The sequence below is a fragment of the Pseudomonas sp. DWP2-2 genome, from assembly GCF_049897065.1.
Classification (GTDB): Bacteria; Pseudomonadota; Gammaproteobacteria; order Pseudomonadales; family Pseudomonadaceae; genus Aquipseudomonas; species Aquipseudomonas paracarnis.
This window is the reverse complement of sequence record NZ_JAFCVN010000001.1, coordinates 374,787-393,258: the sequence shown is the minus strand read 5'-3', so window position 1 is coordinate 393,258 and position 18,472 is coordinate 374,787. Positions and strand designations below refer to the sequence as shown.

The window sequence follows — 18,472 nt, the reverse complement described above, 5'->3', positions numbered from 1 at the left end:
CCCCTTGTTTTTTGGGGGCTTTTCTCGGAGCGGTGGTTAAATTCGCGTGTATTCATGCGTTTAACTACTGGCATTGAGCTTGTTTTTTTTGCATGTAACCCCCATCTTGGTTTCAAGCTTATTTTTGAACTGTCATAGAGGCGAAATCATGAAGACAACCATCGAATTGCCTCTCCTGCCGTTGCGTGATGTCGTCGTCTATCCGCACATGGTTATCCCGCTGTTCGTGGGGCGCGAGAAGTCTATCGAAGCCCTCGAGGCCGCGATGACGGGCGACAAGCAAATCCTGCTGTTGGCCCAGAAGAATCCTGCTGATGATGATCCAGGTGAAGATGCCCTGTATCGCGTCGGCACCATTGCCACTGTCCTGCAATTGCTCAAACTGCCCGATGGCACCGTCAAGGTGTTAGTCGAAGGTGAGCAGCGCGGCGCCGTAGAGCGTTTCATGGAGGTGGATGGCCACCTGCGTGCAGAAGTGGCGCTGATCGACGAAGTCGAAGCCCCGGAGCGTGAGTCCGAGGTGTTCGTGCGCAGCCTGCTCTCGCAGTTCGAGCAATATGTCCAACTGGGCAAGAAAGTTCCGGCTGAAGTCCTGTCGTCCCTCAACAGCATTGATGAGCCAAGCCGCCTGGTCGACACCATGGCCGCCCACATGGCGCTGAAGATCGAGCAGAAGCAAGACATCCTCGAAATCATCGACCTGTCGGCCCGTGTCGAACACGTGCTGGCGTTGCTGGATGGCGAAATCGACCTGCTGCAGGTTGAGAAACGCATCCGTGGCCGTGTGAAGAAGCAGATGGAGCGTAGCCAGCGCGAGTACTATCTGAATGAGCAGATGAAGGCCATTCAGAAAGAACTCGGTGACGGCGAGGAGGGCCACAACGAAATCGAAGAGCTGAAGAAGCGTATCGATGCCGCTGGCCTGCCCAAAGACGCCCTGATCAAGGCCACCGCGGAGCTGAACAAGCTCAAGCAGATGTCGCCGATGTCGGCCGAAGCCACCGTGGTGCGCTCGTATATCGACTGGTTGGTGCAAGTGCCGTGGAAGGCCCAGACCAAGGTGCGCCTGGACCTGGCCCGTGCTGAAGAGATCCTCGACGCTGACCATTACGGCCTGGAAGAGGTCAAGGAGCGCATCCTTGAGTACCTCGCCGTGCAAAAGCGCGTGAAAAAAATCCGCGGGCCGGTGTTGTGCCTGGTCGGGCCTCCAGGTGTGGGTAAAACATCCCTGGCGGAATCGATTGCCAGCGCGACTAACCGCAAGTTCGTGCGCATGGCCTTGGGTGGCGTGCGTGACGAAGCGGAAATCCGTGGTCATCGCCGTACCTACATCGGTTCGATGCCAGGAAGATTGATTCAAAAGATGACAAAGGTGGGTGTACGCAACCCGCTGTTCCTGCTCGATGAAATCGACAAAATGGGCAGCGACATGCGTGGCGACCCGGCGTCGGCCTTGCTCGAAGTGCTTGATCCCGAGCAGAACCATAATTTCAACGACCATTACCTGGAAGTCGACTACGACTTGTCTGACGTAATGTTCTTGTGCACCTCCAACTCCATGAACATTCCGCCAGCCTTGCTGGATCGGATGGAGGTGATTCGTCTGCCGGGCTACACCGAAGACGAGAAGATCAACATCGCAGTCAAGTACCTGGCGCCCAAGCAGATTTCGGCCAACGGCCTGAAGAAGGGCGAGATCGAATTCGAGGTCGAGGCGATCCGTGACATCGTGCGCTACTACACCCGCGAGGCCGGTGTACGGGGCCTCGAGCGCCAGATCGCGAAGATCTGCCGCAAGGCGGTGAAGGAGCATGCGCTGGAAAAACGCTTCTCTGTGAAGGTAGTTGCCGATTCCCTGGAACACTTCCTGGGCGTGAAGAAATTCCGCTACGGCCTGGCCGAGCAACAGGATCAGGTCGGCCAGGTGACTGGTTTGGCGTGGACTCAGGTAGGTGGCGAATTGCTCACCATCGAAGCTGCGGTGATTCCGGGCAAAGGCCAATTGATCAAGACCGGCTCCCTGGGTGACGTGATGGTCGAATCCATTACCGCCGCGCAGACCGTGGTGCGCAGCCGCGCCCGCAGCCTGGGCATCCCGCTGGACTTTCACGAGAAGCACGACACCCATATCCACATGCCGGAAGGGGCGACCCCTAAAGACGGCCCTAGCGCTGGCGTAGGCATGTGCACGGCGCTGGTATCAGCGTTGACCGGCATTCCTGTGCGCGCCGATGTGGCGATGACCGGGGAAATTACCCTGCGTGGTCAGGTATTGGCTATCGGTGGTCTGAAAGAAAAATTACTCGCTGCGCACCGGGGTGGAATCAAGACCGTGATCATTCCTGAAGAGAATGTTCGCGACTTGAAGGAAATTCCTGACAATATCAAGCAGGATCTTCAGATTAAACCGGTTAAATGGATTGACGAGGTCCTGCAAATTGCGCTGCAATACGCGCCGGAGCCCTTGCCGGATGTGGTCCCGGAGATAGTCGCGAAGGACGAAAAACGCGAGTCCGATTCCAAGGAAAGAATTAGCACGCATTAATGTGTTGGAGCCTGGGGGGCTTCCTTGACAGCTTTTTAGAGCCCTTGTTATAAAGCGGCTCTTAAGTGTCTGTAGGCCATTCAGCACTGGTTTTGCTTTTTACCAAAAAACTTAGAATCATACTCAATAGATATATAAGGGGACTTAGAGTGAACAAGTCGGAACTGATTGATGCTATCGCTGCATCCGCTGATATCCCGAAAGCTGCTGCTGGCCGTGCGCTGGACGCAGTAATCGAATCCGTCACTGGCGCTCTGAAGGCCGGCGACTCCGTGGTACTGGTAGGCTTCGGTACTTTCTCTGTGACTGACCGCCCAGCTCGCACTGGCCGTAACCCACAGACCGGCAAAGCACTGCAAATCGCTGCTGCCAAGAAACCAGGTTTCAAAGCCGGTAAAGCCCTGAAAGAAGCCGTTAACTAAGCTTCGTTCAAGCCTTTGCTTACCCGGGTCGGACGCAGGTCTGGCCTGGCAGCGGAGCGGTAGCTGACCCACGTATCGGGTCGCCACGCCGGGGGTGCAGATTCGAACCCCCGTCCGCTCCGCCAGTTACGAGAAGGCGCATCCTCGGATGCGCCTTTCTTCTATCCGGACTCTACCCACGCTCCACGGTTGCCTAATTTTTGAAGTTCAACCGTTTCTGGGGGACGCATGCTGCAAAATATCAGGGACAATTCACAAGGCTGGATTGCCAAGACCATTATCGGGATCATCGTCGCTTTGATGGCGTTCACCGGTATCGAAGCCATTTTCCAGGCTTCGGGTAATAACAAGCAGGACGTGGCCAAGGTCAATGGTGAAGAAATCACCCAGACCGAACTGAGCCAGGCCGTCGACATGCAACGTCGCCAGCTGATGCAACAGTTGGGCAAGGATTTCGATGCTTCCCTGCTGGACGAAAAACTGCTGCGCGATGCTGCCCTCAAGGGCCTGATCGACCGCAAGCTGCTGCTGCAAGGTGCTGCCGATTCCAAGTTCGGCTTCTCGGAAGCGGCGCTGGACCAGGTGATCCTGCAGACGCCGGAATTCCAGGTGGACGGCAAGTTCAACGCCGAACGCTTTGACCAGGTGATCCGTCAGCTGGGCTATAGCCGCATGCAATTCCGTCAGATGCTGACCCAGGAAATGCTGATCGGCCAGGTTCGCGCAGGCATCGCCGGCAGCGGTTTTGTGACCGACGCCGAGGTGCTGGCATTTGCCCGTCTGGAAAAACAGACCCGCGACTTCGCTACCGTCAACATCAAGGCTGACCCTGCGGCGGTGAAACTCACCGACGACGAGGTCAAGGCCTACTACGACCAGCACGCCAAAGAGTTCATGACCCCGGACCAAGTGGTCATCGACTATCTGGAGTTGAAGAAGTCTTCCTTCTTCGACCAGGTCAGCGTCAAGGACGATGAGCTGCAGGCTGCCTACGAGAAGGAAACCGCCAACCTCGCTGAACAGCGTCGTGCCGCGCATATCCTGATTGAAGTCAACGACAAGGTCACCGAGGCGCAAGCCAAGGCCAAGATCGAAGACATCCAGGCGCGCCTGGCCAAGGGTGAGAAGTTCGAAGCCCTGGCCAAGGAGTTCTCCCAGGACCCAGGTTCGGCCAACAATGGCGGTGACCTCGGCTTTGCGGGCCCTGGCGTTTATGACCCGGACTTTGAAACCGCGCTGTACGGCTTGAAGCAAGACCAGGTGTCGGCGCCAGTGCGCACTACCTTCGGTTGGCATCTGATCAAGTTGCTGGGCGTTGAAGCGCCTGAGGTGCCATCGTTCGCCAGCCTGAAAGACAAGCTGACCCGCGAGCTCAAGGCACAGCAGGTTGAACAGCGTTTTGTCGAAGCGACCAAGCAATTGGAAGATGCGGCATTCGAAGCCTCTGACCTGGCCCAGCCGGCGTCTGACCTGAAGCTGACCGTCCACACTTCCGCGCCGTTTGGCCGTGAAGGTGGCGAAGGTGTTGCGGCCAACCGTGCCGTGGTCACTGCAGCCTTCAGCCCGGAAGTGCTGGATGAAGGTGCAAACAGCAGCGCTATCGAGCTGGACCCGGAAACCATCATCGTGCTGCGTGCCAAAGAGCATCTCAAGCCGGCCCAGTTGCCGCTGGAGAACGTCGCTGCGGCCATTCGCACCCAGATGACCAAGGAGCGCGCGAGCGCTGCCGCCAAAGCCCATGCCGACGAGTTGATCGCCAGCCTGCGTGATGGCAAGACCGCGCTGGACCAGCCGGTTGACGGCCAGGCCTGGAAGGTGACTGAGGCAGCTACCCGTGGTCAGGACTCCATCGACCCGGCCGTGCTGCAAGCCTTGTTCCGCATGCCCAAGCCTGTGGCCAAGGACAAGCCGACCTTCACCACCGTGACCCTGCGCGATGGCAGCCTGGTGATCGTGCGCTTGAACGGTGTGAACGAAGCTGCGGCCCCTACGGACGAAGAAAAAGCGCAATACCGCCGCTTCCTCGCTTCCCGTATTGGCCAGCAGGACTTCGCGGCCTACCGCAAGCAGCTGGAAACCCAGGCAGACATCAAGAAGTATTGATGCCGGCCTGAATAAAAAAGACCCCGACCTGAAAAGGCCGGGGTCTTTTTTTGCCCTTGATAAAGCGGCTACTCAGTTAAATGGGACTGTCACTGTGGCGAGGGAGCTTGCTCCCGTTGACTGCGCAGCAGTCCCGGCTTTTTAGGGCCGCTTCGCGACCCAGCGGGAGCAAGCTCCCTCGCCACAGGTTGGTGCTCTGCCTCAGATAGGCTTGGCAGCAAACTTGAGCTTGCCCCACGTCAACCCGATCACCGCCGCCAGGGTTGAAGCCGCCAATACGCTCAGCTTCGCAGCCGACAGCAGGGCCGGGTCGGAAAATGCCAGGGACGAGATAAAGATCGACATGGTGAAACCGATCCCCGCCAGCAGGCCGACGAGGCCAACGCCCGTCCAGGTCACACCGTCCGGCAGCTTGCAGATGTTGAGCTTGACCAGCGCCAGGCTCGCCAGCATCACGCCCAGAGGCTTGCCGAGCACCAGGGCGAAGATGACGCCCATGAACACACCGTGGGCCAGCGGGTCATCCAGATTGAAACCGTCCAGGCTCACACCGGCGTTGGCCAATGCAAACAGCGGCATCACGCCGAACGCTACCCACGGGTGCAGCGCCGATTGAACACGCTGCACCGGCGGCAGTATTTCCCGTTGAGCTTCGCGCAATTGCTTGAGGGGCGTGGCGACTTGCTGGGCTCCTTCGGCTGGCTGCGAGAACCGGTCCATCAGCTCGTTGAAGGTGCGTTCGATGGTTTCCAGCGGGCGTTCCCGGGTGGGCTTGGAATTGACGGGGGTCATCAAGCCAAGGATCACCCCGGCGAGCGTTGGGTGCACGCCGGTCTTGAGTAGGCCAAACCACACGATAGCGCCTGGCAGCAGGTAGATCGCCGCCTTGCTGATGCCCATGCGTTGGAACACCAACACCAGGGCCAGCCCGCCGGCAGCAATCACCAAGCCCATGTAGTCGAGGCTGGCGGTGAAAAAGATCGCGATGATCAGAATCGCCACGATGTCATCGATGATCGCCAAGGCCAGCAGCAGGATGCGTACGCCACTCGGAATCGATTTGCCCAGCAGCGCAAGCACACCCACGGCAAAGGCGATGTCGGTCGCGGTGGGGACTGCCCAGCCACTCGCGGCGGCGGTGTCGTGGTTGAGCAGGGTGTAGATGAGTGCGGGCATCAGCACACCGCCCAACGCCGCGCCCAAGGGCAGCGTGGCCAGCTTCAGGTTGGCGAGGGCGCCGTCTTTGATTTCCTGGCGGATCTCGGTACCGACCACCAGAAAGAAAATGGTCATCAGCCCGTCATTCACCAGAAAATGCAGGGAGCGCGACACGCTGTAATCGCCCAGCCCGAGGGTGATGGGCGTGTTCCAGAAATGCTCGTAGGTCGCGGCGGCGGGGCTGTTGGCCCACACCAGCGCGACGATGGCGGCCAGCAGCAGCACGATACCGCTGACGGCTTCGATGTGTGAAAAGCGCTCAAGGGCGGACAGCGCGCCCTCAGTCAAACGCTGGGGGCGGGGGATGGCGGGGTGTTTATCAGGCACGACAAATCTCCATTGGCGGCCCGACCAATGCTTGGCTTTTAACCTGCGCCGTGCTTTATGCAACAACGCACCCAGGGGCGATGATAGGAAGGTGAGGAATAAGTTGTAAACAAACTTGTCATCGCGCGGGCAGCGCTTTACCCCGGATTGCGCCCAGCGCCAACACGATCAATCCTAGAACTGCCCATGGAAATGTCACGACGCCCCAACGTTCGAGCAAGAGCCCGCCCACTAATCCACCTCCGGCGATGCCCAGGTTCCATACCGTGACCAACATCGATTGGGCGGCATCGGCCGAGTTGCCAGCCGACTTGGCCAGCGCGGTTTGCAATAGCGCTGGGAGGCCACCGAAGGCGAGCCCCCACAACGCCACGCTGACGTAAATGGCGACTACGCAGTTGAACCATAGTCCGAGCAGCAGGGCCGCAACGGCGAACATCGCGCAACTGATGAGGGTCAGTAGCCTCAGGTGCCGGTCAATCCAGACGCCTACCAGCCAGATACTCAGCAGGGCCATCAGGCCGAACACCAGCAGCACGCGATCAATCTCGCGGCCGATACCGGCGGGCACCAGCAAAGGGGCGATGTAGGTATAGAGAATGTTATGCGCGAGCACGTAGGTAAAGGTCACCCAGAGCACCGGCCGTATGCCTGGCAACGCCAGTACCTGACGTAAGCCGAGGCGTTTGCTTGGCGGTTCACCGGCAAAATCCGGCAGTTGCCAACGCGCCCATACCAGCAGTAACAGGGTCAGGCCAGTCATGATGGCAAAACTGGCGCGCCATCCGACCAGCGTACCCAGCAGGGTGCCGGCGGGCACGCCGAGGGACAAGGCCAGCGGCGCACCCAGCATGGCCACGGCAATCGCCCGGCCCTGCAGATGAGGTGCGACCATACGACTGGCGTAACCCGCCAGCAAGGCCCACAGCAAGCCCGCGAACACACCGGCGAAAAATCGTGCAGCCAAGGTCAAGCCATAGTGGCTGGAAAAGGCGGTGACACTGTTAACCAATGCAAAGCCGCCGATGGCGATCAACAGCAACGGCCGCCGGCGCCAACCCCGGGTCAGCAATGTCAGCGGGATAGCGGCGAGCAACGAGCCGAGCGCATAGAGCGTTACCAGTTGCCCGACCAGAGCCTGGGAGACCCCGAGCCCAGCACCGATTTGCGGTAACAAACCGGCGGGCATTGCCTCGGTGAGGATGGTGATAAAGCCGGCGCAGGCCAACGCCAGCAAACCGGCCAGTGGCAGGGGGTCAGCGTGGGGGGCTGTATCGATCAATTGGGGGCTGTCGTTCATCGGGGCTCTCCTTGAAAGGGTCAAGGCGCCAGGGTAGGGGGCTGCGAGGCGCGGAAAAACAGGCTAAGGTTCCGAACTTATCGGACGTTGATGTCCGCAATCGGCAAAGGCATCACCATGGACAATCTGGGCAGCCTCTCGGTTTTTGTGCAGGTCGCGCAAACGCTTAGCTTCACCGCTGCGGGCCGTGCACTGGGCGTGTCATCGTCGGCGGTGGGTAAAAGCATTGCGCGAATGGAAGAGCGCCTGGGCGTCAGGTTGTTTCATCGCAGCACCCGCAGCATCACTCTGACCAGCGAGGGCGCGCTCTTCCTGGAACGTTCGCGGCGCATCCTGGCGGAGTTGGAAGCGGCCGAACAGGAATTGACTGAGGTCACTGCCAAGCCTCGCGGCAAGCTGCGGATCAGTGTGCCCCAAGTGCGTGGTTTGTTGATGCCGGTGATCAGCGATTTTATGCGTGCCTACCCGGACATCGAGTTGGATGTGGATTTTTCCGATCGCATGGTGGACGTGATAGAGGAGGGCTTCGACGCGGTGATTCGCACCGGCAAGCCAGAAGATTCGCGCTTGATGGTGCGCCATCTTGGGCATTACCAGTTGGTCCTCGTCGGTACGCCCGGCTACTTCGACCAGCACGGCACCCCCCGTCGGCCCCAGGACCTGAATCATCACGCCTGCCTGCGGCACAAATTCTGCGCCACCGGCAAGCTGGAGCCTTGGCCGCTGCGTCATGTCCCGGGGGCTTCCGAACTGAACCTGCGCGCACCGCTGGTCAGCACCACCATCGAGTCCCTCAATCATGTGGTGCAAGAAGGACTGGGCATTGCGTGCCTGCCGGACTACATGGTCAACCAGGCCGTACAGCATGGGCGTTTGCGACGGGTGCTGGATGAGCACCTCGAACATCGCGGCAGTTTCTGGTTGCTGTGGCCGGCCAGTCGCCATGCTTCGGCCAAGCTGCGGGCCTTTATCGATCATATGTGCGCCGGGCTTTTTCCTACTGACGCCGCTGTCTGAGCTTGAGATGTTTTACCGACAGGAATCGCGCTTCAATGTCGCGTTCTGTTGCACAATACCGTCCGGACCGTTTTCTTCAGGATTTTCAATGTCGACATCATTTCACTTGCGCAATCTCGGGTTGGCGCTGGTGCTGGCGGGCGCCGCGGGCTGCTCGTCACCCAAGACCGCTATCTATGAACATGAGAATTTCGACGATTCCGGTACGTTTTCCCGCGATTACCCGGTCAGCGATGTGGCGGCCTGTGAAGCTGCGCGCCGTGCCCTGCTGAGCCAGGGCTACATCATCACCAGCAGCGATCCGAAGTTGGTGGCCGGCAACAAGAGCTTCCAGCAGACCGGCGAGACCCATCTGCAGATCAGTTTCAATGTGGTGTGCGCTGCTGATGGCAAGGGCAGCAATCACTCGACGATGTTTGCCAACGCCTTGCAGGACCGCTATGCGCTGAAGAAGGTCAACAACTCCGCGAGCCTCGGTGTGGGCGTGCTGGGCTCGGTGTCGATGCCGATTGGCTCCACCGACGACTCGATGGTGAAGGTGGCAAGCGAGACCGTCTCGGCACCGAAGTTCTACGAGCGTTACTTTGCGTTGGTGGACGTGTTCCTGCCGCAGGAAGTAAAGCAGGCCGAGCATATCCCCGAGCAGCCCAAGGCCGACCTCGGCGTGCCCGAGCCCAAGACCGCTCCGGCACCCGAGAAGGTCGAAGCGCCGAAGGATGTGCCTGTAGCGCCTGCCGCTGCAGAGCCGCTTGCGCCACCACCTGAGGCTGCACCGATTGCCCCGGTGACAGAGCCTGCTCCGGTTGCACCGGCGCCGACTGATCCGTCCTTGCCGGCGCCGACGGAAGCGATTCCACCGCTTCCGATGCCTGCGCAGTAACGCAATGCTGTTCTGATGTGGGAGCGGGCTTGCTCGCGAATACGGTGTAACAGTCGCCAAGTGTGTTCAATGACACACCGCTTTCGCGAGCAAACCCGCTCCCACATTTTGATCGAGGTTGCGGTTGAGTTAAATCCAGTGATCGCCGCTACGTTTAATCCTGAAGAGCAGGAATGTCACGACGTCGACATTTTTTCGTCATGACGGCACTTTAGGCTGGGTTCGCAGGTCATTAATCTGCAACCGCTTTCAACACGAAAAGGAGTCCACCATGGACGATTACCAGGAAGAGCTGCTGGAGTATCAGGCATTCGAGCTAGACCCACTGGATCCTGCCGACGATGCCACCGAGCTGTAACACCGACTTCAGGCGGAGTGGCGCTGACTGCGGCGAAATTCCCCTGGGGTCTGGTTGTTCCAGCGTCTGAAGGCCCTTTGGAAGGCTTGGGCCGAAGCAAAACCGAGCAAGTAGGCGATCTCGCCGAACGCCAGTTCCGTATCGCGAATGTAGGTCATGGCCAGGTCGCGACGGGTGTCATTGAGGATCGCGCGAAACTGCGTGCCTTCCTCGGCCAGTTTGCGCCGCAATGTCCAGGTTGGCAGCTTCAAGCGTGCCGCCACTTCCTCCAGGTCGGGTTCCCGGCCGCCATTGAGCATCGGCCCGAGCAACCGGGTAATGCGCTCGCGCAGGCTGCGGGTGCGGGTCAACTGCTCTAATTCCCTTTCACACAGCTGTAGCAACAGGTGCCAGGTGCTTGGGCAATGCTGCGGGTTGCGCAGCGCCAGGGTGGGTTGGCTGAGGCGCAGTTGATTGACCTCGGCGCCGAAGTGGACCACGCCCTCTCCCAGCACCCTGTAATGATCGTGGTAGTCCGGCGCGTCGAATTCGATTTCAATCCGCTGGGCCTGCACCGGCTGTTGGGCCAGGCCAGACAATTGCTGCAGCCAGCCGGCGATGATCGAATCCACCACAAAGCGGTTATAGGCGTTGTAGGGGCTGATGGAATAAAACCTCAGCCACGCGCCTTCGGCGTCTTCATGAAAGCTTGATTGCCCGCGATAGTTGGAGCCGTACAGTGCTTCAAAGCGTGTGAGCGTGCGTGCCGCTTCGCGCACGGTGGGCGCTTGGGCGGCAGTAACGCCGGCAAGACCAGCCTGGCTCAAGCGGCTGAGCTGGCCCATACGCAGGCCCAGGCCGGCGTTGCCGGTCAGTTGGATGGCCGCGTGGCCCAGGCGCATGTAACGCGAGATCGACAAGCGTGCGCCGGCCTCAGCCAGGCGAGCTGGATCGAGGCCGTATTGCAGCAGCAGGGGCTGTGGGTCCAGGCCGTGGCTGTGGATGGCGTCGGCCAGGGTGTGCACGAAGCCCACCGACAGATCCCCCAGGCGCACCGGCTTCACGGCGCTACAGCCAGATATTCAGCAGGCGCGCACCATGGGCGTCGCCATCGGCGAAGACTTGCCCATTGCGACTGAGAAAACTTTGGCCGGCGCTGCCCAGGTCCCAGAATTGTCCGCGCAGAAAGACGCTCATGCCCGCGGTGGCTTCGCTGACAGGCGGCTGGCTGATCAGGGTAAGGCGACGCCAGGCCGCGCCCTCACTGGTTTCTTCAGGCTTGAGGCTCACTTCTGAGGGCGTAGACACACTCTTGAAACCGCGCCACGGACGGTCCCAGGTATCGCGGCCGGTGACAAAAGCGGGTACCGCGATCAATTGCGCGCCTTGCTCGTTGAGCTTGCGGTAGTTGTCCGGGTACCAGCTGTCGCTGCCGACCAGAATGCCCAGGCGCCCGGCGGGGGTATCGACAACGTTGACGACATGCTCATCGCCAGGTTCTATAAAGCCACGTTCATCGTAGATCGGGTAAAGCTGGCGCTGCGGCTGGCCCAGCGGCAAGCCGTCGGCGGCGAACACCACGCTGGCGTTGTACAGCGCGCCGTGGCCGATCTCCAGTTGCCCCTGGATCACGCTCGGGTTGGGCAGGGCGATGGAACCGGCCACCAGGGTCACGCCAAATTCTTTGGCGAGGCCGCCAAACAACACTTGATAGTCGCGGGCCATGGCGGGGGCTTTCATGCGCAGGTACGCATCGTCCATGCGGTTGTCGCCAGTGGCGCTGATCCAGGCTTTGGCAAATTGCAGCGGGTTGCTGATCGACAGCCAGTTCATGGCGTCCTTGAGGTGAGCGGCCTGGTACAGCTCATTCTTTTCTCCGCCGAGCATCAGCCAAGTGCCGATATGTTCCGGCAGCACCACAACGGTCTTGGCATTGATCAACCCAAGGTCCCGGGCATTTTGCAGGTAGGCCGACAGCTTCAGGTGCAGGCGTTCCAGGCTCTGGTAATCGGCAGGGAACAGTTCCGGCTGGATACCCAGCAGGTTGCCCCGGTCGGCTGGTTCGCCCTCGTTGACGGCGAGGGTGATGCGCAGGTCGGACAGGTAATGCGCCACGGGGCGCTCCTGGGTCCAGACCAGATACGCGGCGAGTGAGGCAACCAGGGCCATGATGACGGTGAACGCTAGAAGTTTACGCATGGGGCAACAGACAACAGACCAGGTGCAGGGTTCGCGACTAGGGTAGGGCCCATGGCGTGGCTTGCCAAGGGGCGCTGTGCATTTGGATCAATAACTTGTCAGTTTCAGTCATTGAGCCGTGGTCCACCGCCTCTTAGTCTGTGGGACATAAACCGATGGCACGCCGTTAGAGTGCGCCACGTCCCGTGATGATCCGTTGTGGAGCTGTACCATGACCGCTGCTGCCTACCCGCACCTGCTGGCCCCGTTGGACCTGGGTTTCACCACCTTGCGCAACCGTACCCTGATGGGTTCGATGCACACCGGCCTGGAAGAAAAGCCCGGCGGTTTCGAGCGTATGGCGGCCTATTTTGCCGAGCGCGCCCGTGGCGGCGTAGGCCTGATGGTCACTGGCGGCATTGGCCCCAATGATGAAGGCGGCGTGTACGCCGGTGCAGCCAAGCTGACCACCGAAGAAGAGGCGAGCAAGCACAAGATCGTTACCCAAGCCGTGCACGACGCGGGTGGCAAGATCTGCATGCAGATCCTCCACGCCGGGCGTTACGCCTACAGCCCCAAGCAGGTGGCACCGAGCGCTATCCAGGCGCCGATCAACCCGTTCAAGCCCAAGGAACTGGATGAAGAGGGCATCGAAAAGCAGATCCAGGATTTTGTCACCTGCTCGCTGCTGGCCCAGGTCGCCGAGTATGACGGCGTCGAAATCATGGGTTCCGAAGGCTACTTCATTAACCAGTTCCTCGCTGCCCATACCAACCATCGCACCGACCGTTGGGGCGGCAGCTTTGAAAATCGCATGCGTCTGGCGGTGGAAATCGTGCGCCGCGTACGCGAAGCCGTAGGCCCGAACTTCATTATCATCTTCCGCCTGTCGATGCTCGACCTGGTGGAGGGCGGCAGCGTCTGGGAAGAAATCGTGCAGTTGGCCAAGGCCATTGAACAGGCCGGCGCGACGATCATCAACACCGGTATCGGCTGGCACGAAGCACGTATCCCGACCATCGCCACCAAGGTACCCCGTGGTGCGTTCAGTAAAGTCACGGCCAAATTGCGCGGTTCGGTACAGATTCCGCTGATCACCACCAACCGCATCAACACCCCGGAAATTGCTGAGCAGATCCTGGCCGAAGGCGACGCCGATATGGTCTCGATGGCGCGGCCGTTTCTCGCCGACCCCGAGTTCGTCAACAAGGCCGCCGCCGGGCGCGCCGATGAGATCAATACCTGCATCGGCTGCAACCAGGCCTGCCTGGACCATACCTTTGGCGGCAAGCTCACCACCTGCCTGGTCAACCCGCGGGCGTGCTACGAAACCGAGCTCAATTACTTGCCGGTCAAGCAGATCAAAAAGGTCGCGGTCGTCGGCGCAGGCCCTGCGGGTTTGGCCGCGGCTACCGTCGCCGCAGAGCGCGGGCATCAGGTGACCTTGTTCGACTCCGCCAGCGAGATCGGCGGCCAGTTCAATATCGCCAAGCGCGTGCCGGGCAAGGAAGAGTTCTTCGAGACCCTGCGTTATTTCAAACGCAAATTGCAGACCACCCACGTCGAACTGTGCCTCAACACCCGTGTCGACGTTGCGCAACTGGTAGCGGGCGGTTATGACGAAGTGATCCTGGCCACCGGCATCGCACCGCGTACCCCGGCGATTCCCGGTGTCGACAACGCCAAGGTCCTGAGTTACCTGGACGTGATCCTCGAGCGCAAGCCGGTGGGCAAGCGCGTGGCGGTGATCGGCGCCGGCGGCATCGGTTTTGACGTGTCTGAATTTCTCGTCCACCAAGGCGTATCCACCAGCCTGGATCGTGAGGCGTTCTGGAAAGAATGGGGCATCGACACTCAACTGCAAGCCCGTGGTGGCGTGGCCGGGATCAAACCCGAGCGCCACGCGCCGGCCCGTGAAGTGTTCCTGCTGCAACGCAAGGCTTCCAAAGTGGGCGATGGCCTGGGCAAGACCACCGGCTGGATCCACCGCACCGGTTTGAAGAACAAGCAGGTGCAGATGCTCAACAGCGTCGAGTACTTGAAGATCGACGATGAAGGCTTGCATATCCGCATCGGCGCCGAGGGCGAGCCGCAAGTCCTGGCGGTGGACAATATCGTCATCTGTGCCGGCCAGGACCCGCTGCGCGAATTGCACGACGGCCTAGTCGCCGCCGGCCAGAACGTGCACCTGATCGGCGGCGCTGATGTGGCGGCCGAACTGGACGCCAAGCGCGCCATCAACCAGGGCTCGCGCCTGGCTGCAGAGCTGTAAGGCGCCAAGAGGGGCGGTGTTAGACTACCGCCCTCTTTTCATTCAGATACCTGCCGATGGGCCCTTTCGACTGGCTTCCTCACGCGCCCCTTGAACCCTTGCACCTGGACTGGCTGAACGGAGTCGAGTTGGCCGTGCTGCGCCTGGACTGTATCGACCCGCTGATCAGTGGCAACAAGTGGTTCAAGCTCACCGAGCACCTGGCCCAGGCCCGACACGCTGGAGCCACCGGGGTGATGAGTCTCGGCGGTGCGTACTCCAACCATTTGCATGCGCTGGCGGCGGCGGGCAAGCGCTTTGGTTTCTCCACGGTCGGCCTGCTGCGGGGCCATCCTCAAGACACCCCCACGGTTCTCGACCTCAAAGCGTTTGGCATGCAACTGCATTGGCTCGGTTATGGCGGTTATAGGGCGCGGCATGAAGCGGGTTTCTGGTTGCCTTGGCGCGAGCAGTATCCTGGCTTTCATCCGATACCCGAAGGCGGCGGTGGGCTGGCCGGTGCGCAGGGCTGTGGCGTGTTGGTCGAGCAGGCGCGGGCGCAACTGGACAGCCTCGGTTGGAGCGATTACGACGCCTGGTGGTTGGCGGCGGGTACCGGCACGACACTGGCCGGGCTGGCACTGGCGGAGGCGGGCGCGCATCCGGTATATGGCGCCATGGCGGTGCCGGATGACCACGGTGTGGCGCAGAACGTGAGTGCCATCGTGCAGGACGGTTATACATTGCTGGACGCCAGTCGCGGCGGCTTTGCCAAAGCCGATCCACTGTTGCTCGACTTCATTCAGCGCACCGAACAAGCGTGCGGTCTACCGCTGGAACCGCTTTACACCGGCAAGGCGCTGCTGGCGTTGAAACAGCAGATCGAGGCCGGACGCTTTGCCCCCGGCATGCGCCTGATCTTCATCCATACCGGCGGCCTGCAAGGCCGCCGAGGCTTCAGCGACTGGCGCAAACCTCTTGTGGGAGCTGGCTTGCCTGCGAAAGCGGTCTTGCAGTAAGAGGCACTGTGACTGACACACCGCCTTCGCGGGCAAGCCCGCTCCCACAGGGGAGCTAATTGGCTGGGTTAAAGCCTCCTCCCACCCGGCATCATGCGCAGCGCCGTGTTATCGCGCATCACGTAATGATGAAAGATGCCCGCCAACGCGTGCAGCCCGATCAGCCAATAACCGATCTGCCCAAACAGCACATGCCAGCCTTCAATCTCCTTGGCCAGTGCCTTGTTTTCCCCAATCAACGGCGGCAACTCCATCCCATAGAACATCACCGAGTGCCCTTCGGCGCTGACGATCAACCAGCCGGCAATCGGCATGCCGATCATCAACGCGTACAACGCAGCGTGCATCAGTTTCGCCAGCAGGCTTTGCCATTGCGGCGGCGCCGGCAGGATCTTCGGTGCCACCCCCAGGCTGCGTGCAAACAGGCGTAGCCATACCAGTACAAACACGGTAAGGCCGAGCATGAAGTGCATTTCAACAATCAAGGTGCGCGCACCGCTGCCTTTGGGGAATTGGCCGCGCAGTTCAATGCAGGCGTAGACCACCGCCAGCAGCACCACCATCAACCAGTGCAACGCAATCGACATGGTGCTGTAGCGTGTATCGGAATTTTTCCACGGCATCGCTGTGTTCCTCACTCATCAGGGCATACCTCCATTCTTTCGCGATGGAGTGCATTAACTCTATGCCTGTTTTGAGCGCTGCGCTTGTTGCCAATGCCGTTGTCTTGACCTCGGTCAGTAGGCCTGCGGCATTTCCCCGCGGGCCAGGCGCTGGTTGATTTCATTGATGACCCGTGGCAGATCGGTGATGGTGTCAATCAGGTAGTGTGGACGTGAAGCTTCGAACATCGCTTCGATACGCTGGCGCTCGCTGGCCAGTGTGTCGCTGTCCAGGGCGCAGAATTGCTCGTAGGTCAGGCCCAGCGCGTTGCCCGAGCAGGTCAGCGCCACGGTCCACATCCCGGCACGGCGACCTTCGAGAATGCCCGGCACGGTGTCGTCGACCTTCACGCAGGCCGCCACATCATCAATGCCCAGGGCGATCACGTTGGCCAGCGCCTGGGCCGGCCATGGTCGGCCGTTGGGCACTTCGTCAGTGGCCACGACATGGTCGGCGACGTAGCCATTGGTGGCGGCCAGGGCCACGACCTTGTCCATCACCTGCTTGGGGTAGCCGGAGCAGGAGCCGATCTTGATGCCTTGGCCGCGCAGGGCGGCGATGGTGTCGAGGGCGCCGGGGATCAGGGCCGAGTGCTCGGCAATTTTCTCGATCTGCAGCGGCATGAAGCGCTGGTAGATGGCGGTCACGTCGTCGTCGGTGGGCGTGCGGCCGAACGCCTTGCGGTAGCGTTCGGCAACCTGCGGCTGGTCGCAGAGCGTACGGATATGGTCCCACTTGCCCATGCCCATCGGGCCACGGGCTTCCTCGATCGACACCTGCACGTCGAACTCGGCGAAGGCCTCGACAAAAATCTGCGTGGGGGCGAAGGAGCCGAAATCGACCACGGTGCCGGCCCAGTCGAGGATAACGGCCTGGAGGGTGTTGGGGTTTTGATAGTTCATGGTTCAGATCCTGTGGGGTAATAACATTCATCTATGTAGGAGCTTGCTCGCGAAAAACATCCAGGCGCCGCGTTAACTCAGGATGCCCGCGTTTTCGTTAACGCTCTTCGCGAGCAAGCTCGCTCCTGCACATTTCTTGCAGCACCTCGGCGATGGCCTTGACGGCTGCGCGCATGTCGGCCGCGTCGACATGACCGATGCAGCCCACGCGAAAGGTTTCCACCTGGGTCAATTTGCCCGGGTACAGAATGAAACCCTTGGCCTTGACCCGTTCGTAGAACGCTTTGAACTGATAGCGAGGATCGTCGGGGGCGTGGAAGGTGGCAATGATCGGCGCCTGGATAGCCGCCGGTAGAAAACTGCGCACGCCCAGTTCGGCCATGCCGTCCAGCAAGGCCTGGCAGTTATTTGCATAGCGCTGGTGACGGGCGGGCAGGCCGCCTTCCTCGGCGTACTGCAACAGCGCTTCATGCAGGGCGGCGACCACGTGGGTCGGCGGGGTGAAGCGCCACTGGCCGGTTTTGGTCATGTAGCTGTGCTGGTCGAACAGGTCCATCGCCAGGGAATGGCAGTTGCCCTGTGCCGCGGCCAGTGCGTGTTTTTCCGCAAAGACAAAGCCCATGCCCGGTACGCCTTCCAGGCATTTGCCCGAGGCGGCGATCAGCGCGTCGAAGGGGATTTCGCGGGCATCAATCGGTAGCGCGCCGAAGGAACTCATGGCGTCGATGATCAGGCGCTTGCCGTGGCGTTTGACCACCTCGGCGATCTGCGGCAACGGGTTGAGAATGCCGGTACTGGTTTCGCAATGGATCAGTGCGACATGGGTGATGGCGCTGTCGGCGTGCAACAGACGATCCACATCGGCGGCAGTGGTGGGCTCGTCTTCGGCGGTTTCAAAGGTGCTGAATTCGCGGCCAAGCACCTCGCAGATTTTCGCCAGGCGTTTGCCGTAGGCGCCGTTGATGAGCACCAGCACCTTGCCATTGCGGGGGACCAGGGTGCCGATCGCGGCTTCGACGGCGAAGGTGCCGCTGCCTTGCAACGGCACGCAGTGGTGGCTGTCGGCGCCGTTGAGGATCGCCAGCAACTGGCTGCACACACTGGCTGTGAGCTGGTTGAAGCGGTCGTCCCACGAGCCCCAGTCCGTCATCATCGCTTGGCGGGTGCGGTTCGAGGTGGTCAGGGGGCCGGGGGTCAACAGGATCGGCGCGGCAGTGGGCATGTCAAATCCTCGCAAGGTGTTGGGGTTCAAGCTACGGCGCCTAAATTGCAGTTTGGCTTGTCATCAATCAAATTGTTTGTTGTTATGC

The 18,472-nt window shown here is 60.6% G+C and carries 14 protein-coding genes; 7 read left to right on the top strand and 7 right to left on the bottom strand.

Features of this window, described 5'->3' with window-relative positions:
- Positions 1-148: 148 nt before the first annotated feature.
- From lon to ACP7CZ_RS01630, 3 genes are all read left to right on the top strand, one after another.
- A complete protein-coding gene (gene lon, locus ACP7CZ_RS01640) occupies positions 149-2,545 on the top strand; it encodes an endopeptidase La (protein WP_294196036.1) in 2,397 nt (798 codons plus the stop codon).
- 149 nt (positions 2,546-2,694) lie between these two features.
- Positions 2,695-2,967 carry an HU family DNA-binding protein gene (locus ACP7CZ_RS01635; RefSeq protein ID WP_003174819.1) on the top strand — a complete coding sequence of 91 codons (273 nt, stop codon included), beginning with the start codon at positions 2,695-2,697 and terminating at the stop codon, positions 2,965-2,967.
- A 228-nt stretch (positions 2,968-3,195) separates the two neighbouring features.
- A complete protein-coding gene (locus tag ACP7CZ_RS01630; RefSeq protein WP_103299422.1) occupies positions 3,196-5,070 on the top strand; it encodes a SurA N-terminal domain-containing protein in 1,875 nt (624 codons plus the stop codon).
- 201 nt (positions 5,071-5,271) lie between these two features.
- Here the strand turns inward: ACP7CZ_RS01630 and nhaA are convergent, their stop codons facing one another.
- Positions 5,272-6,615: a Na+/H+ antiporter NhaA gene (gene nhaA / locus ACP7CZ_RS01625; protein WP_054897258.1), complete on the bottom strand. Its 1,344-nt coding sequence runs from the start codon at positions 6,613-6,615 to the stop codon at positions 5,272-5,274.
- A gap of 118 nt (positions 6,616-6,733) precedes the next feature.
- Complete coding sequence (locus ACP7CZ_RS01620) at positions 6,734-7,915, bottom strand: MFS transporter (RefSeq protein WP_054897259.1); 1,182 nt, start codon at positions 7,913-7,915, stop codon at positions 6,734-6,736.
- Positions 7,916-8,032: 117 nt separating this feature from the next.
- Here ACP7CZ_RS01620 and ACP7CZ_RS01615 point away from each other — a divergent pair, with 117 nt between their 5' ends.
- Complete coding sequence (locus tag ACP7CZ_RS01615) at positions 8,033-8,932, top strand: LysR family transcriptional regulator (RefSeq protein WP_294204152.1); 900 nt, start codon at positions 8,033-8,035, stop codon at positions 8,930-8,932.
- 88 nt (positions 8,933-9,020) lie between these two features.
- Positions 9,021-9,812, top strand: a complete 792-nt coding sequence (locus ACP7CZ_RS01610) for a DUF2242 domain-containing protein (protein WP_096143795.1) — start codon at positions 9,021-9,023, stop codon at positions 9,810-9,812.
- Between the two features lie 366 nt (positions 9,813-10,178).
- On the opposite strand, the gene ACP7CZ_RS01605 is transcribed toward ACP7CZ_RS01610, so the two are convergent.
- Positions 10,179-11,213: an AraC family transcriptional regulator gene (locus ACP7CZ_RS01605; protein WP_294196122.1), complete on the bottom strand. Its 1,035-nt coding sequence runs from the start codon at positions 11,211-11,213 to the stop codon at positions 10,179-10,181.
- 4 nt (positions 11,214-11,217) lie between these two features.
- The gene (locus ACP7CZ_RS01600; protein WP_034127941.1) at positions 11,218-12,348 is read right to left on the bottom strand and encodes a carbon-nitrogen hydrolase family protein; all 1,131 of its coding nucleotides are present in this window, start codon (positions 12,346-12,348) and stop codon (positions 11,218-11,220) included.
- A 211-nt stretch (positions 12,349-12,559) separates the two neighbouring features.
- On the opposite strand from ACP7CZ_RS01600, the gene ACP7CZ_RS01595 reads away from it, so the two are divergent.
- Together ACP7CZ_RS01595 and ACP7CZ_RS01590 are read left to right on the top strand one after the other, a co-directional pair.
- On the top strand, positions 12,560-14,599 hold the full coding sequence (locus tag ACP7CZ_RS01595) for an NADPH-dependent 2,4-dienoyl-CoA reductase (RefSeq protein ID WP_034127940.1): 2,040 nt from the start codon (positions 12,560-12,562) through the stop codon (positions 14,597-14,599).
- A gap of 56 nt (positions 14,600-14,655) precedes the next feature.
- The gene (locus ACP7CZ_RS01590) at positions 14,656-15,597 is read left to right on the top strand and encodes a 1-aminocyclopropane-1-carboxylate deaminase/D-cysteine desulfhydrase (RefSeq protein ID WP_198862004.1); all 942 of its coding nucleotides are present in this window, start codon (positions 14,656-14,658) and stop codon (positions 15,595-15,597) included.
- Between the two features lie 68 nt (positions 15,598-15,665).
- Here the strand turns inward: ACP7CZ_RS01590 and ACP7CZ_RS01585 are convergent, their stop codons facing one another.
- The 3 genes from ACP7CZ_RS01585 to ACP7CZ_RS01575 all read right to left on the bottom strand — a co-directional run bounded on the left by ACP7CZ_RS01585 (position 15,666) and on the right by ACP7CZ_RS01575 (position 18,384).
- On the bottom strand, positions 15,666-16,220 hold the full coding sequence (locus tag ACP7CZ_RS01585; protein ID WP_057974943.1) for a cytochrome b: 555 nt from the start codon (positions 16,218-16,220) through the stop codon (positions 15,666-15,668).
- Positions 16,221-16,334: 114 nt separating this feature from the next.
- Positions 16,335-17,162, bottom strand: a complete 828-nt coding sequence (phnX, locus tag ACP7CZ_RS01580; protein WP_054897263.1) for a phosphonoacetaldehyde hydrolase — start codon at positions 17,160-17,162, stop codon at positions 16,335-16,337.
- 97 nt (positions 17,163-17,259) lie between these two features.
- Positions 17,260-18,384, bottom strand: a complete 1,125-nt coding sequence (locus ACP7CZ_RS01575) for a 2-aminoethylphosphonate--pyruvate transaminase (RefSeq protein ID WP_294196128.1) — start codon at positions 18,382-18,384, stop codon at positions 17,260-17,262.
- Between the last annotated feature and the right edge of the window lie 88 nt (positions 18,385-18,472).

Excerpts from the sequence above, each read along its gene's own strand:
- lon (WP_294196036.1), top strand. The coding sequence starts at position 149 with ATGAAGACAACCATCGAATTGCCTCTCCTGCCGTTGCGTGATGTCGTC.
- ACP7CZ_RS01630 (WP_103299422.1), top strand. The coding sequence starts at position 3,196 with ATGCTGCAAAATATCAGGGACAATTCACAAGGCTGGATTGCCAAGACC.
- ACP7CZ_RS01620 (WP_054897259.1), bottom strand. The coding sequence starts at position 7,915 with ATGAACGACAGCCCCCAATTGATCGATACAGCCCCCCACGCTGACCCC.
- ACP7CZ_RS01615 (WP_294204152.1), top strand. The coding sequence starts at position 8,033 with ATGGACAATCTGGGCAGCCTCTCGGTTTTTGTGCAGGTCGCGCAAACG.
- ACP7CZ_RS01610 (WP_096143795.1), top strand. The coding sequence starts at position 9,021 with ATGTCGACATCATTTCACTTGCGCAATCTCGGGTTGGCGCTGGTGCTG.
- ACP7CZ_RS01600 (WP_034127941.1), bottom strand. The coding sequence starts at position 12,348 with ATGCGTAAACTTCTAGCGTTCACCGTCATCATGGCCCTGGTTGCCTCA.
- ACP7CZ_RS01595 (WP_034127940.1), top strand. The coding sequence starts at position 12,560 with ATGACCGCTGCTGCCTACCCGCACCTGCTGGCCCCGTTGGACCTGGGT.
- ACP7CZ_RS01590 (WP_198862004.1), top strand. The coding sequence starts at position 14,656 with ATGGGCCCTTTCGACTGGCTTCCTCACGCGCCCCTTGAACCCTTGCAC.
- ACP7CZ_RS01585 (WP_057974943.1), bottom strand. The coding sequence starts at position 16,220 with ATGCCGTGGAAAAATTCCGATACACGCTACAGCACCATGTCGATTGCG.
- phnX (WP_054897263.1), bottom strand. The coding sequence starts at position 17,162 with ATGAACTATCAAAACCCCAACACCCTCCAGGCCGTTATCCTCGACTGG.
- ACP7CZ_RS01575 (WP_294196128.1), bottom strand. The coding sequence starts at position 18,384 with ATGCCCACTGCCGCGCCGATCCTGTTGACCCCCGGCCCCCTGACCACC.